The following is a 14,499-nucleotide window of genomic DNA, read 5'->3' on the forward strand; positions in this document are numbered from 1 at the left end:
TACAATAATATTGAGTTTTGAATTAATTATCAATTACCCTTATTGCTCTAAAAGAGTTCTTATGATGTAACCTACCGTCGGGTCTCTTTAATTTTGAGAACACAACTTTATTGTATTTTTTTCAGTTAGAACTCAACTTTATTGTTCAGAACTCATCTTTATTGGGTTTGATCAGATAGCTCCTGCAAAGGCCTAATTCCTTGAGCTCACCGTGCAGTCTGACGGAAGAACAACATGTCTTCCACGCTTTCATGCCGCTGCTCGCCTTCTTACAATCCATAGGCTCCCAACCGAAAACATAAAAAACCGAACCTTTTTTCCATCGAGCGACAATATAGGGTGTAAGCTGCTTACTCAGGAGGGCCCTCTGAATGCAAAGTGAATCTATGTACCACGTGCTCACAAAAATGATCGAAGGAGATCAGCAGGCGTTTCATACGTTGTATGATGCCACCTACAAGGATGTCTACCGGACCGTCTCTTTTCTGGTGGATCATCCGCAGGATCGCGAAGATATTATGAATGAGATCTACATGCAAATGTGGACCTCGCTTCCCAACTACGATCCGAATCGTCCTTTCCACTTCTGGCTGCACGGCTTGGTCATCCGACAAGTGCAAAGATTCCGGGTGAAAAGCTGGAGGAGATTCCGAATTTTCGAACGCATCCGTGTCTTTTCTCGGGAAGAGTATCATTGGGATCAGCCCACGTTGAGGACGGATGGGACAGACCCCGAGATATCGAGGGCCATGCACAAGCTGACCGATAAACAGCGAACGGTGATCATCCTCCGCTTTTATCACGATTATACGCTGGAGGAGATTGCGACATTACTCGATATTCCGCTGGGTACAGTCAAGTCCAGATATCATGCCGGCCTGCAGTCGCTTCGAAAACAATTGGGAAATCTCCCGTTGGAAAGGATGGAAAAGAACAATGCCTATTGAAAGTCAAGTCAGCGAGTACCTGCACCAAGAGGCAGAGACCATGGAATGTCCCCCGGCTGTTTCCAAACGAATCGAACAATCCTATTCTCAATACGTACAACGGCAAAGGAGCAAAAAAACGATGAAAAAACGATTGATCGGCGGCATTGTTGCTGCAGTAATTATGATTCCAACCGCGGCATTCGCGGCCCCTCCCCTGATTGAAATGATTACGAGGACACCGATGACAGCCCAACAAGTCAAGATGGATGCGGTTGGCCAAGCAGCGCTTGAAAAGTTGTATCGCTCTTATCCGGAAACCAAGTCGTTTGAAATTATCGACGCCAGCCAGATTGGAGGAGACCCCGCGAATACAAGTCAGGGGAAAGCCATTCAAACAAGCATCGTGCTGCAGGAAAAGGGAGCTCACGGCAAAAAGGTCCGACTTGATTTGAACGGTATCACGGGTGAAATCGAACAAGTGAACCAAGAGAATTGGGAGCCTCAGGAGAAGCCGGTCATCTCCTTAACCGATCAAGAAATCAAATCGAAAGTAGATGACCTCATTAACAAACTGTACGGCAGCTCCAGTAAGTACGAATGTAACATGGAGCCGATGCAGAACCCGGACCAAAAAACATTTATATTGAACTACACCGAAAAGGGATCAACAACGCCGTTTTATCAGGCATTCGTTCAAGGGAATACGATCAGCGTTTCTCTGATCGGAGGCGGCCCTGCTCCATCCGTGGAAGGCTTTTTCATGACTAACGGCAAGCCTGACTATACTGCGGATGCCTTTTTAAACGATGAAGAGCTCTTTTCTTTACTTCACATGAGTCCAGCAGACTTGAAACAAGAATTGGCAAAGGGGGCATCTGTCGTCGAGATCGCAGCATCTAAAAAGATTTCCAAACAACAAGTCATGGACGTAATCGCAAGTACGCAGGCAAAAAAACAAATCCAAGCCGATCCGCATGGTGCAGCTACTGATGACGATCGTACGCTGGAACTATTGAAACGGATTCTGGAACCCAAAGTATTGAAAGTGATTGAACACAAAACGGAAACGCCTTGGTAGGAAGACAATACAGGCGCCAGAAATGGCGCCTGTATTTTATTTTTTAGATATTCTTACATTGCATTCGAAATGCAATAATGGCTTCTTTACAGTCAAAAAATAGGGCATGGGTTGGTTGTTTATGGTCATCATTGATACAGAAGGGAAAGTTCATTTTGAGTCAATTTGAAGACGAAGAAATGCCGGCAGAATAGGCAAAAATCCGACTGCCGAGTGATTGGGACAACGTGCTGAAGCTTTTGGAGAAGTAAACGTCCATGAGCCGCCGAAGGATAAGGCCGAAAACGGCCGTTTTTGCGATCGTGGGAGGGGCAGACATGTGCACAAAATGTTGGGTTTTATACATATGCCAGCTAAAACAATATGCGATAACGCTGTAGTGTGTGAATGAAAATGAGTCCATGAGATCCGGACTCATTTTAGAGTGTGTTCATTTTTTTACGCACTTTTTTATTAAATGTACAGCCAAGAAGCCTAGTGCTACTATACCTGCGCTTAAAAAGCAAACTAATAAACCATTTAGTTCTACCTTTCCATTAAGTATATATATAGTCAATATTCCAGTAAAAAATCCAACGACCAAGATTGTTGCGATATTCTTCAAAATTGAAAACTCCTTCTAAAAAAAGTGTGCCAATAGTGATATATATGTACTCTATGTATTGTTGTTACAATTATATCATATTATTAGGTGGTAGGTGGTAAAATGAGGAATTTGTATCAGCCTGGATGGCATCCGTTATGCTAATGCTTGTTATCAGCAGTACAGTAGCAACGCCAAATGAAGTACAGGGAGAATTCGCAATATCCGGAGGAACCTTTACCGGTATTTTTTCGTTTTTGGGTATACCAGGTTGGGGAGTAAGCACTGTAAAAGGTGCTACCATTGTTTATGCGGATAATAGCAGAGGGGGTTACTTTGATGTATTTTGGGCTGTGGACCCTGCTAGCCAGGCAGTAAACTTCGTCACAGCTAAAGTGTATGGGGGCTTGATACTGTTAAGTAAAACGCGATAAACGAAACATGGGTGCGAAATATCCCCTCATTATCACATAATCAGTTAAAAACGTTGATATACCAAGGGAAGCTGGTACATAACTTTTCTGATGAGATCAGGGAGCGACGGACAGGATAATCAACTGAATACATATAAATGAATGTTAAAGAACGATAAAAATCGCTCTTTTTTACGTGATTATGTATTCTACTATGTTACTGATTGATTATCTTCTTTTGAAAAATCTATCGTATATCACTAAAGCGACGACTATGGTAAACACCTGGATTAGAAACTGTGGTACGAAGATCAAAAAGCCCATGTAAATTCCCCCCTGAAAAAATATACGAGATTATAATTGTTGAAAAATCAAGTTGTCATGGGGAAGGTGAATCTTCCTAAATTGCGCATTTAACAAAAACAAGTGCTATATATTCAATTCCGGTATATTCGCTATTGATTAATTGAGTATGTTGGAAAAAATATCAAGTTACCTGTATAATTAACATGGATATTCCGAAAAATATAAAAAAATAGTTGTAAATTACAAAAAAAGATTAGTAACTATTTGCATACAAAGATTATACATCAATAGAATAAAAATTAAAGGATGGAGGGAATTACAAATGTAGAAAACATGGTTTACTATGCTTGCTACACTTACAATGGTTGCTGCTTTAGGTGCTTCTGTATCCGCCGCTTCGGTTCCTGCCGCTAGCAAATAACTAAAGATCAGGCGACTCCTTCTGTCGAAGTTCTGCCAGTAGGAACTGGAAGTAACGAAAAAGCGGTAGATAAAATTGGTATTGTAGATAATATGAATAAACCAGTTATAGAAACAACGAGTGATGCTAAAGTCGAAATATTAGATCCAGCAACAGATAAGACGTTTGCTCTTGATCCTAAGAAAATAAGCACTTCAAGCAGCTTAGGGTTATTCAGCATTACGTACCCAACCTTGTTCTGGAACATTAACAGCCAAGGTACTTATATTGCTGAATTTTCAGGTGTAAGAGACACTATTTATACTAACTACTATTTCCCTACAAACAGCTCAGGAGAAATTAAAATTAGAGGAACTGTGAATGGAGGATTACCCACATTAGGGAATCTATACCATTACTGTATATGAATTAGGCAGTAATAACGCTGTGTCCAGTTCCACTTTTAAAACAGGTGAGCGCATTTTTGTACGCATTTACAATTTAAATAAAAATAAAATTATTTCTTTGGTATCACATATAACAGTGCTAATACCATAAGCGGGGCCTTATCCATCGACCACAACTAATTTAATAAACGATAAAACACGGGTCCAACAAAAAGGAACCTGTGTTTTTCTTTATGTTACGTGGGCAATGTGTAAGGTTGGAAAATAGAAGACTTCGGAAAATGGCGCTGTACATTTTTCAAATCTTTTATACATAAATGGATTATTATGGAGGTACTAAATGGCTTTTCTAGAGAATAGTTCTAAAAAAGAAGAAATTCAAGAACGCTATGAGCAATTATGGAGTGAACTTTTAGTTAGAGATGAGGAAGAAGCAGAACATGTTATAAAGAAATTAGAATATGAGTTGTTGCCTACCCGTCAGAGAATCCTAAGACGATGCGGGGAAATCCTGTCTCCATTAAAAAAACGTTTTATCTGGATTATCCTTTTTAGTGTGATTGGGTTCTTCCTTTTAGCTTACGTATTATTTATATATGTATCTTTGTGGGTTGAAGATTATTAAGGACGTTTCTGTGAAACCGGAAGAGTCTTTTTTTATGAGCCTGTTGAAACCCTAAATGCTGGTTTTAACCAGCCGGGATATCTGTAAAAAATAGACTCGCTGATCGGCAAGTAAGGGAGCGAGCAGGACAAGAGTGGGGGAAACAGGCTCATGCTACTGGCTCTAAGGCGGCAAGAGCGGCCACCTAAGAGCCAGTACGCACCGCTGGGCCGCTACTCACGCCGATAACTAGAGCGCCTACGCCGGGAGAAAGCGTCCGGCCAAGGCGCTCTACTTTCCTGGCGCTCGCTTAACGCAACCCACGGAGCGAAGGACCTTGAAAAGGGATTAGGGAGGGCAAAAAACACCATGAACGCTACATTTCGCTCATCATCTCAAAACATATGAATTTTTTGGTATAGATTAGAAACTTTCGAATTATTTCATACGTCTTATGTAAGGGTGCTTATTGAAAAAGGAGGTAATTTATCTTGAAAAAGGTTATTGTGTTTGTGTTTTTCTTCGTACTTATGTTTCAATCCTGGGCGATTGCTGATGCTGCCAATCCGATATCCGTTAACGCGGTGAATGTGAATGGAAAGTTTATAGCAACTGATGTTTCACCTATTATTAAGGACGGGCGTGTTTTGGTCCCTATACGCACGCTTGCTTCACTGGGGGTAACCTATCAATGGGATAGTAAAAGCCAATCTGCTCTCATCACAAAAGGCAAAGATCAAATTAAGTTGACGGCCAACAAAAAAGAAGCATTTAAAAATAACAAAACGGTTCAGGTAGATGTTCCTGTCCAAGTAACTCAGGGAAGGATATTAGTTCCTATTCGTTTTGTGTCGGAGAATTTTGGCTATAAGGCAAGCTATGAGAAGCTTCGGTCTATTCTATTTATTCAAGACGGTAATTATAAGGTAGACCAAGAGAACTTACAGGCAGAAGATTTACAAACCGCTCGTCAGGCTGCTATATCGTTGCCGGTTCAATCCTCCTTCAAATCGCTTTCTTCATTAGAAAAACCCAGTGCTAATAAAGACTATGGTTACGCCTTCCCGAGAGGGGATTCGTCCAGATACATGTATTCAAACAATGTTGGACACACGGTAGTCGAAATAAAAAATGGAATAGCCAAAGCAGTTTGGCAATTTACAGAAGGAAATGGTCTGGATGATATTGTATCTAGTGCTGGCCAAAGACCAAGTTATAATTACGTCGGATGGGTAACAGACATTACAATGGGTAATGATAGAGATGGAAATTTCAAGATTATATACAAAGATGATAAAGGTCAACAGAAAGATTTCACTGTAAAAGCTGAATCCTATAAAGATGTTATCCAACCTATTCCTAATGAGACGAGAAAACAATAGTAACTGAACCAGTTTATTAAGGACGTCCTTAGCAAGGGATGTTCTTTATTTTGCTTATGAATTCAAATTATAAGCAGCAATGGATTTTTAGTGAATTACAAATTATTGGAGGTTAGTTGGGTATGAAAAAAATCTTTCTTTCATCTATGCTTACTTTAGGTATGCTTTTAACATTTGCTATTCCGCTTTCTGCTGCACCATCCATTCAATTGGTGATCAATAGTGAGGTCGCTAATTCAGATGCTCCACCTGTTTCCGTTGCAGGAAGGACTATGGTTTCTTTAGCTTCCTTAAAGCCGCTAAAGCTTAATCTAGTCTGGAACGCGGACAAGAAGACGGTGACTGTCAATGCTCCTGGGGTAAAAGAAAAACTTGTACTTACGATCGGCAAAAAAGAAGCTTTTTATGGAGAAAAAACACTTACTTTGGATGTGCCTGCTCAATTAAACAAGAATCGCGTAGTTGTACCATTGCGCTTCATCAGCGAAGCCTTTAAAGCAGAGGTAAAATGGAAAGCGGACAAAAATACTGTCATTATTCGGAGTGCTGACCAAGCAGAAAAATATAAGAAGTTGTATCAAGGTACGGATTTGGTGGCGGCACGTAAAATCGCTGTAAATCTTCCTTCTAAGGATGAAAATGCGCTTCATAATACCGAGGAGGGTGTTTATTATCAGTATATCTTTCCTGAAGGAGAAGCATTGAGATATTATTATGTTGTTGGGAATTTATATACTTACTATGAAATTAAGGATGATGTTAAACATATAGTTTGGGAAGGTGTAGAAGAAGATTCGAGGAAGAAAATGAAAGAAAAAGGAAAGCGTCCATCGGAAGACAAAACACAATATTATTTTTTACAAGAACGTGTGGATCATAGTGTCACATATGGTAAAGTGGGGACCGAGAAGCCAGTAACGCAAGCTTTGCCTAAAAATACTACAGGATTAGCAGATATTATTGTACCTATTTCCGGCGAAGTAAGGAAAGATCAAATAAAATAGATTTTTCACTTCATTTTGGACGTTCTGAGCAATAAGGGACGTCCTTTATCTATGCTTTCCTTTTAAGTTTTCTGATCCGAGCTTCAGGAAGTCGATAGGCTAAAAAAAACAATTAGTAGGGGGCTAGAGAAATCTAGGAGCACCCCTTTTTTCTGATTTTGATAAGATTAACGCACACACCAATAAGTAAATATAGCTCTGCAAGCAGAAAAATTAATTGATCTGACCATAAAAAGTCTTTAGTTGAAAATATGGATATGATAACTCCGAATGAAATGAGAAGCATAAATAATTCTACAACCCAATCAGTTATCCTACTGGTCTTCCCATTTTTCTGATATGTTGCATGAATAGCGCGTACAATTAAACGGATTATTAATGATGCTAACAACCAGTTATAAAGAGTGTTCGGATAATTATATGAAATTCGCAAAACTAGACTAGCTATGAGCCATACCAAAAGAACAAAAGTTAAATAATAAGGATTTTTTAGCATCGTTCTCTCCCCTCACCTAGTTTACAGTTATACAATTATTATACAGTTTTTGCGTGCAAGTTTACAAAAATGAGCATAATTCGTAAAGGAAAGTAATTTCGGAAAAGGTCATTGTTTAGAAAAGGCGTTTTTGGAGGAATCCAAGAGCGTTCTTTTTTAATGGCCGGTTGTAACCCTAAAGGCTGGTTTGAACCAGCCTGGATACTGTAGCAAGCGGCTGGCTTCCAGATCGGTGAGCAGGAGAGTAGGCAGGATAAGACAGGGAAGCAGGCTCATTGCTACTGGCTCTAAGGTGGCAAGACCCACGGAGCGAATGAAGGACCTTGAAAAGGGATTAGGGAGGGCAAAAAACACCATGAACGCTACATTTCGCTCATCATCTCAAAACATATGAATTTTTTGGTATAGATTAGAAACTTTCGAATTATTTCATACGTCTTATGTAAGGGTGCTTATTGAAAAAGGAGGTAATTTATCTTGAAAAAGGTTATTGTGTTTGTGTTTTTCTTCGTACTTATGTTTCAATCCTGGGCGATTGCTGATGCTGCCAATCCGATATCCGTTAACGCGGTGAATGTGAATGGGAAGTTTATAGCAACCGATGTTTCACCTATTATTAAGGACGGGCGTGTTTTGGTCCCTATACGCACGCTTGCTTCACTGGGGGTAACCTATCAATGGGATAGTAAAAGTCAATCTGCTTTCATCACAAAAGGCACAGATCAAATTAAGCTGACAGCCAACAAAAAAGAAGCATTTAAAAATAACCAAGCAGTTCAGGTAGACGTTCCTGTCCAAATGACTCAAGGAAGGATATTGGTACCTATTCGTTTTGTGTCGGAGAACTTTGGCTACAAGGCAAACTATGAGAAGATTCGGTCTATTTTATTTATTCAAGACGGTAATTATAAGGTAGACCAAGAGAGCTTACAGGCAGAAGATTTACAAGCAGCCCGTCAGGCTGCTATATCGTTGCCGATTCAATTCTCTTACAAATCGCTTTCTTCTCTAGAAAAACCGGGGGCTAATCTAAGCTATACTTACGTTTTCCCGAGAGGGGATTCATCCAGATATATGTATTTAAACAGAGTTGGTAATACGGTAGTCGAAGTTAAAAATGGAGTAGCCAAAGCAGTTTGGCAATTTACGCAAGGAAATGGTATGTCTGATATTGTGTCTAGTGCTGGCCAAAAACCAAGTTATAATTACGTCGGATGGGTGACTGATATCTTGATGTTTAATGATGAGCATGGGAATATCAAAGCTGTATACAAAGATGATAAAGGTCAACAAAAAGATCTCACTGCAAAGGCGAAATCCTATACAGATATTATCCAACCTATTCCTAATGAGACGAGAAAACACTAGCTAATACTGAATCGATGTATTAATACTACTAAGCTCAATTTAGTTTGAAATGCTGACAAGAAGACACTATTGAGGTGAATATAATTATGAATACATTTTTCAAAGCGGCTTTTGCATCAACAATATCTTTTAGTATGCTTGCTAGCGGTGTTTCTGGAGCAGCCTCCAAGTCCATTATTGTGCAAGTGAATAACGTACCCATGCCAGGGGATGTAGACCCCTATGTTCAGAATGGTTCCACATTAGTAGCATTGAATATGATAAGATCGATTCCTGGTGTAACGATCAACTGGAACAATACTTCTAAAACGGTAACTGTAGATAATAACGGAACAAAATCAACACTGGTGGCTGGTAAAAAAGAGACAATGGTAGGTGATAAAAAAGTAACGCTGTCTACCTCTTCTGCAATGAAAAATGGTCGTGTTATGGTACCGCTGCGTTTCATTGCAGATGCGTCCGGTTCTCAAGTGTACTGGGATGCCCCAGATCGTACAGTTTACGTAGCTAAGCCGACAGAAGAGATGCTGAAAGAAATCCAATCTAGCGATATTTCTGTAGCTCGTCATGGTGCATACAGTCTTCCACGTATTGCCAAAGTTAATGTACTGTCAGGTAAAGAAGGGGATAGTATGGCTTATATTCGCTACTTCCCAAAAAACCAATCCAGTGAATTTTTTGAACAACACATGGACAGTGTGAATTACTATCGTATCATTGACACACATGTAGAACTGCTCTGGTCTGCAAGGCTGAACCTGCAACAGGAAGCTAAAAATGCAAGCCTGCCGTTCCTCACCAACAAAATTGTTGAACAAAGCGGCAAAATGCCAACGATCCAAAAGGGCGTAGTTTATTATAATTATAGCGTTCCGGGTGGCACCACGTTCGGGACTATTGATAAAGCTGGCAAAAAAACTCGTCTGGGGGAAGCGACTGAAGATCAGGCGAAGCAAATGTTTTTCTCTATTCCAGAAGAAGAACAACTATAAAAGGGAACGCAGGGATAACGACACATTGTATTGTAAGGAGGAAACTATGAAATTCGTGCAGATTATGTCTGTAGGTGCGATAGTGATGTTAGTGATTTCAGGGTGTAGTGGTAAGGCAAGCTCAAATCATCAACTACCTCAGACCGAAGTGAATAATACCGGGGTAAACAGCACAAAGGAAGGTGTAAAAAAAGTAGACGAAAAAGCAACTGTAGAAACATCTAGAGCAACTGTTAAAAAGGTGAATACCTTAGATTATTCTCAGTATGATAATAACCAAGACAAATCTAAGGTTGTAGTTTCGGGGAAACAGATTGTATGGAAAAATAAAGACGTTACTTTTACAGCAAAATTAACTAACGCTAAAGGGGAAGAAGCCGCCGAAGCCAATGAAGTTGTGAATTCTATGAAAATAAAAGGTAAGCGTGGAGAGCAACTCGTTAAGCTCAACCCACGACCTTTGAGAGTTAACTCACTTTCCTTATCTAAAAGCAACCAGGTAGCTCTTCATGTAAGCGATCACGAGGGGAGTAGACTTATTTTAATTAATTTATCCGATGGGACTCAAACTATTGTAAACATGTTTGAGATGAATAGTGACGGAGCCGGGAGCGAAAAGATTGATGCCTATAACTGGTCGCCTGATGGAAAAAAGATTGCGTTTGGAATCGGTGATCTAGGTTCAAGTTATATCGGACTATACAATGTTGAGCGTAAGAGCTATATGCATGTGTCCGATAAGGACTTTACATTGATTTCATCTATAGTTTGGCATAAAGATGGGAAAAGTTTTGACTTTGTGAGTAAAGGTGACGATTCTCCACAAGCAGTACTCTATACTTACTCAGAAACAAAAAAATCAATTTTAAAGAAGGGTTCTTTAACTAAGAATGATGAGCAGAAGATATCTCAATTAACACCGAAATCTTGATTGACATATACAGAGAGAGTATTTTGAAACCGTATCATCTATATAGTCATAATTTTAAACTCCACTTTTTTCAACTTTAATGCACTCTATCAACATTATAGATTTACTTTTGAATATTTAATGATTGCTTGTGGTCAACAAAGGGCTGAAAAAAGCATATGTGATGGAAATTAGCCGCGCTGATCATGGGACGAAAGTATGTGTGGTTCGCAATGACGCGCAAATACTCGATATCAGCAATGCAATCTGTCTAGAATGAAGAGGCACAAAGTTAGAGAATGCGGTCGGAAGGATATTCACAGCTAGGAGAAACAATTACGGAATTTGTGTTGATAATTGATACCAAACTTTTACAATAATTGAAGTATAAAATTAACCGGGGAGTTGCTTATGAGCATTTTCATGAGTAAGTTTCTAAGGCGTTATGCAGCGATTTTATTGAGCTACGCAATAGGTATAGGCTTATTTTACGCTTTGGGGTATAAGATGAGCGCTATGGGAATCTATGCAATTTTGACAGGAATTGTGACTGGAGAAATAATCAACTTTGCATTATCAAAGCGAGAGAAATGACCTATGTATCCCTTGATTGCATCAACATCAGGGGATTTTTCATGTAATTAAAAGGTCCAACAGAGTTTCTGCATGGGATCTCTATATCATTTACTGGTGAGAATGCACATAGGGAAATGCTATAGTCATGTCAACATTGTGAAACCTTTTACTTGGAACCATCCAATCATTTCAGGATGTCGTTCGTCCAATATGTCTCAATATGTGTAAGTTATGCTGAATTTTCGTTATGAACATTAGTTGCATAATATATTGACAGATGGTTAATTATGGAGAAGAATAGAGGGTGATTTTTAAAATAATGGAATTTTTATGTGAAGGGTGGTTATGACTTGAAGCATACACCTACGATTTCAGCGGAGTTTGAGTATTATCTAAAACAAAATGATATGACGTTGAGTCAATTTGCCGAATATTCAGGGGTACATCAAAGAACGCTTAGTAATTGGATTACTCAGCATCGTCCTGTTTCCGTACAGCAGCTGGACCGAATTACTGTGGCTATGGATTTGCCAGAAGGCTATTTTTATGACCTATACATAGAAAATTACATCATTGATCTTTCCCCGAATTTTAGGCGAATCGAGCCATTATTGTATCGTTGTGCAGAACTGGACAAGCTGGATGCAATCCGTCGAATGGTAGGGCATATCATGGATAATCCGCTGTATGCGTCCAGGCTATTTGATGTTGCAGAAGCATTATTTGAACAGGGACGACATGCTGCTGCGCTGCCTCTCTATGAGAATGTCGCAGAAGTGGAGAAATATCAGCATTCTGAACGCTTGGCCACCTGCCAATATCGTATATTCTCGATTCAAGTTGGAGACGACCAAAGCCGTAATCTCAAGGCAGCAACGCTATTTGAACCCTTCGTGGAACGCCTGGATGAAATAGACCAACTTGATGCGCTAAAAGATTTGGCGAATGTGTATCGTTCTTTGCGTTTATGGGATCGGCTTGATGTGACTGCTCGAAAAATGAGAGATAAAGCGGAAATCCAATATACATTAGAGCATCAGCAGAAAAAACGAAAGCCTGCGGAAATTGAAAAGAGGCTGAGCCGTCCATTATTTGTGTACATTACATATTCTGATTTACTGTGTGCCAGTGTATATGAGGCCAAAGGCGATTATGAGCAGGCATTAGAATATACATACGCCTATGCTAATTTAGATTGGGTCAAAGAGACTGACGAGGATACTCTGCATTGGATTAAACAGTTTCAAGATTGGGCAGAAGGTAATATCTACACCTATAAACTATTATCTGGAGATATAAGTGTACTAAACAATTATGTTGAATATATTGCTGCATCGCCAGATGCTTCTGAAAAAGAAATGGTTACAAAAGTGTTGAATGTTATGTCGGCGGCAAACCAGTATAGTATAGATGTAGATCATATACTTCGAAGGTTTAAAAAGAAAATTGACTTATTTGCCCAACACAATCCGTCATCTGATATGTATACCCAACAAGTGATACCAGAACAGTTTGCACGTCTTGGATACGAGTTAGCTTATTACTATTTGCATCAAGGGAGGTATAACGATGGTTTTAAACACTTGATGTATGCAATGCTAAAGTCACATATAATAAATAATGAAACTTATTTTATAAACTGCATGGGATTATTCTTACATTTCAGAATGAATGCAGCACATGAAACAAAGACGCAGTTTTTAAATTTCATTGAAAAGGTGTGGTTAGACAATGTTAAGAAAAATGGTTCTTCTGATCGTCGCAGCTAGCTTTTTATTTATCGTGGCTGTACCTAATCATGATTATAACCAACACCATATTATTCAGCTTAACGATACTATTGGAGGTGCTTAAAGGTAAAATAAGAATTAACATTCACTAAACTTTTTTGTTAATGGGTGGTGTTGTTGATTGAAACTACCCTGTGAACAACTTGAAACCAACTAAAAATAAACATATACCGACAAAAAGTGCCTCTGGAATATTCCAGAAGCACTTTTTTTTGGTAAGCGTATTTTAAAAAAATCCAAAAATTTACGTTTTGCATTAAGATATGACACAGAAGGGGGAATCATGCTGATGAATCCAGGTGTGACTTTACTTCGTGTCGAACGGGCCAGAAAAAGACTGTACCAAGTCCAGAAGAAATACGGATTTTTAACGCATCCCAAAGTGATTGAACAATCCATGAAACTGGATGAACTATTGAATCAATACCAAATATACAAAATGAAATCCTAACAAATGAGTTCATGCCATATTGCTAAAGGAAGAGCGTGAAATCCAATCTCCAAACCCCAATCAAAATCCTAAATCCTAAATCTTATACTATGAAGAGGTGATAACGTTGTTGAACAAACGAAATCCTGTAACCCCTTTTGGCTGGAAAATCAAAGAAAAGCTAGTCGAGAGGCAAATGGATCAGAGAACATTTTGTGATACCTACCATATTCCTGCTAGCCGCTTGTCTAATCTCATTCATGGAACACGTAAGGCCAAAAAATATAGAGTACAAGTATCTCAATTGCTGGGGATCGAAGAATAACTCCCTTTCTCTTTTATGGATACAAGACATCCTAATGATATGTAAGCTACAGTGGCAAAGAACTCCGGGTTTATTTAATATAGATTATACATAGGATGCTTAATACAAGGAGTGGAAAGGGTCGATGGGAATGTTCTCCAGAATGGCAGAGCAGAAGATTGCGGAGGCGATGGCCAAAGGGGAATTTGATCATTTACCGGGAGAGGGCAAGCCACTGGTGATCGAGGATTTGTCACATGTTCCAGAGGAGCTGCGGATGTCGTACAAGCTGTTGAAGAATGCAGGCATTTTACCGGAAGAGCTTCAGCTGCAAAAGGAATGTGTCCAGCTACGTGATTTGCTTCACGCTTGTCATGAGGCGGGAGAGCAAGAGCGGATCAGTCGCAGGCTGACTGAAAAATCACTTCGTCTCCGTATGCTGCTGGAGGAAAGAGGGCTGAATACGTCGTCTGTATTTTATGAATATGAGTCCGCTATGCGTAAGCGACTGGAGGAATAGAAACAAG

The 14,499-nt window shown here is 39.5% G+C and carries 16 protein-coding genes; 15 read left to right on the plus strand and 1 reads right to left on the minus strand.

Going from position 1 to position 14,499, the window contains the following annotated elements; translation table 11 throughout:
* Positions 1–371: 371 nt before the first annotated feature.
* Both MKY98_RS10815 and MKY98_RS10820 read left to right on the plus strand, forming a co-directional pair.
* Positions 372–947 carry a sigma-70 family RNA polymerase sigma factor gene (locus MKY98_RS10815; protein WP_039273518.1) on the plus strand — a complete coding sequence of 192 codons (576 nt, stop codon included), beginning with the start codon at positions 372–374 and terminating at the stop codon, positions 945–947.
* Positions 937–2,007 (plus strand): hypothetical protein, encoded by a 1,071-nt coding sequence (locus MKY98_RS10820; RefSeq protein ID WP_081317569.1) that lies wholly within the window; start codon positions 937–939, stop codon positions 2,005–2,007. The genes MKY98_RS10815 and MKY98_RS10820 overlap by 11 nt, the downstream gene beginning before the upstream one ends.
* Before the next feature lie 430 nt (positions 2,008–2,437).
* On the opposite strand, the gene MKY98_RS10825 is transcribed toward MKY98_RS10820, so the two are convergent.
* Positions 2,438–2,611 carry a hypothetical protein gene (locus MKY98_RS10825; RefSeq protein ID WP_176715717.1) on the minus strand — a complete coding sequence of 58 codons (174 nt, stop codon included), beginning with the start codon at positions 2,609–2,611 and terminating at the stop codon, positions 2,438–2,440.
* Positions 2,612–2,748: 137 nt separating this feature from the next.
* Here MKY98_RS10825 and MKY98_RS10830 point away from each other — a divergent pair, with 137 nt between their 5' ends.
* From MKY98_RS10830 to MKY98_RS10890, 13 genes are all read left to right on the plus strand, one after another.
* Positions 2,749–3,024, plus strand: coding sequence for a hypothetical protein (locus MKY98_RS10830; protein WP_176715718.1), 276 nt, complete (start codon positions 2,749–2,751; stop codon positions 3,022–3,024).
* A 798-nt stretch (positions 3,025–3,822) separates the two neighbouring features.
* Positions 3,823–4,137: a hypothetical protein gene (locus MKY98_RS10835; RefSeq protein WP_141695489.1), complete on the plus strand. Its 315-nt coding sequence runs from the start codon at positions 3,823–3,825 to the stop codon at positions 4,135–4,137.
* Positions 4,138–4,456: 319 nt separating this feature from the next.
* Positions 4,457–4,741, plus strand: a complete 285-nt coding sequence (locus MKY98_RS10840) for a hypothetical protein (RefSeq protein WP_069011430.1) — start codon at positions 4,457–4,459, stop codon at positions 4,739–4,741.
* A 470-nt stretch (positions 4,742–5,211) separates the two neighbouring features.
* Positions 5,212–6,102, plus strand: coding sequence for a copper amine oxidase N-terminal domain-containing protein (locus MKY98_RS10845; RefSeq protein ID WP_208332488.1), 891 nt, complete (start codon positions 5,212–5,214; stop codon positions 6,100–6,102).
* Positions 6,103–6,224: 122 nt separating this feature from the next.
* The gene (locus MKY98_RS10850) at positions 6,225–7,106 is read left to right on the plus strand and encodes a copper amine oxidase N-terminal domain-containing protein (protein ID WP_069012758.1); all 882 of its coding nucleotides are present in this window, start codon (positions 6,225–6,227) and stop codon (positions 7,104–7,106) included.
* 973 nt (positions 7,107–8,079) lie between these two features.
* Complete coding sequence (locus MKY98_RS10855; protein ID WP_208332490.1) at positions 8,080–8,970, plus strand: copper amine oxidase N-terminal domain-containing protein; 891 nt, start codon at positions 8,080–8,082, stop codon at positions 8,968–8,970.
* Between the two features lie 86 nt (positions 8,971–9,056).
* Positions 9,057–9,962 carry a copper amine oxidase N-terminal domain-containing protein gene (locus MKY98_RS10860; RefSeq protein ID WP_069010250.1) on the plus strand — a complete coding sequence of 302 codons (906 nt, stop codon included), beginning with the start codon at positions 9,057–9,059 and terminating at the stop codon, positions 9,960–9,962.
* Between the two features lie 46 nt (positions 9,963–10,008).
* A complete protein-coding gene (locus MKY98_RS10865; RefSeq protein ID WP_069010249.1) occupies positions 10,009–10,893 on the plus strand; it encodes a PD40 domain-containing protein in 885 nt (294 codons plus the stop codon).
* A 390-nt stretch (positions 10,894–11,283) separates the two neighbouring features.
* The gene (locus MKY98_RS10870) at positions 11,284–11,466 is read left to right on the plus strand and encodes a hypothetical protein (RefSeq protein WP_069010248.1); all 183 of its coding nucleotides are present in this window, start codon (positions 11,284–11,286) and stop codon (positions 11,464–11,466) included.
* 332 nt (positions 11,467–11,798) lie between these two features.
* Positions 11,799–13,217: a helix-turn-helix domain-containing protein gene (locus MKY98_RS10875; RefSeq protein ID WP_208332492.1), complete on the plus strand. Its 1,419-nt coding sequence runs from the start codon at positions 11,799–11,801 to the stop codon at positions 13,215–13,217.
* Between the two features lie 304 nt (positions 13,218–13,521).
* Positions 13,522–13,689, plus strand: coding sequence for an aspartyl-phosphate phosphatase Spo0E family protein (locus tag MKY98_RS10880; protein ID WP_071558834.1), 168 nt, complete (start codon positions 13,522–13,524; stop codon positions 13,687–13,689).
* Positions 13,690–13,798: 109 nt separating this feature from the next.
* A complete protein-coding gene (locus MKY98_RS10885) occupies positions 13,799–13,993 on the plus strand; it encodes a Rha family transcriptional regulator (protein WP_029517081.1) in 195 nt (64 codons plus the stop codon).
* Positions 13,994–14,117: 124 nt separating this feature from the next.
* A complete protein-coding gene (locus tag MKY98_RS10890; RefSeq protein ID WP_069010246.1) occupies positions 14,118–14,492 on the plus strand; it encodes a DnaJ family domain-containing protein in 375 nt (124 codons plus the stop codon).
* Positions 14,493–14,499 lie beyond the last annotated feature (7 nt).

Source organism: Paenibacillus sp. FSL M8-0228 (assembly GCF_038007385.1).
GTDB lineage: Bacteria > Bacillota > Bacilli > Paenibacillales > Paenibacillaceae > Paenibacillus > Paenibacillus polymyxa_D.

Excerpts from the sequence above, each read along its gene's own strand:
- MKY98_RS10865 (WP_069010249.1), top strand. The coding sequence starts at position 10,009 with ATGAAATTCGTGCAGATTATGTCTGTAGGTGCGATAGTGATGTTAGTG.
- MKY98_RS10870 (WP_069010248.1), top strand. The coding sequence starts at position 11,284 with ATGAGCATTTTCATGAGTAAGTTTCTAAGGCGTTATGCAGCGATTTTA.
- MKY98_RS10890 (WP_069010246.1), top strand. The coding sequence starts at position 14,118 with ATGGGAATGTTCTCCAGAATGGCAGAGCAGAAGATTGCGGAGGCGATG.
- MKY98_RS10880 (WP_071558834.1), top strand. The coding sequence starts at position 13,522 with ATGCTGATGAATCCAGGTGTGACTTTACTTCGTGTCGAACGGGCCAGA.
- MKY98_RS10860 (WP_069010250.1), top strand. The coding sequence starts at position 9,057 with ATGAATACATTTTTCAAAGCGGCTTTTGCATCAACAATATCTTTTAGT.
- MKY98_RS10850 (WP_069012758.1), top strand. The coding sequence starts at position 6,225 with ATGAAAAAAATCTTTCTTTCATCTATGCTTACTTTAGGTATGCTTTTA.
- MKY98_RS10835 (WP_141695489.1), top strand. The coding sequence starts at position 3,823 with ATGAATAAACCAGTTATAGAAACAACGAGTGATGCTAAAGTCGAAATA.
- MKY98_RS10840 (WP_069011430.1), top strand. The coding sequence starts at position 4,457 with ATGGCTTTTCTAGAGAATAGTTCTAAAAAAGAAGAAATTCAAGAACGC.
- MKY98_RS10815 (WP_039273518.1), top strand. The coding sequence starts at position 372 with ATGCAAAGTGAATCTATGTACCACGTGCTCACAAAAATGATCGAAGGA.
- MKY98_RS10820 (WP_081317569.1), top strand. The coding sequence starts at position 937 with ATGCCTATTGAAAGTCAAGTCAGCGAGTACCTGCACCAAGAGGCAGAG.
- MKY98_RS10830 (WP_176715718.1), top strand. The coding sequence starts at position 2,749 with ATGCTAATGCTTGTTATCAGCAGTACAGTAGCAACGCCAAATGAAGTA.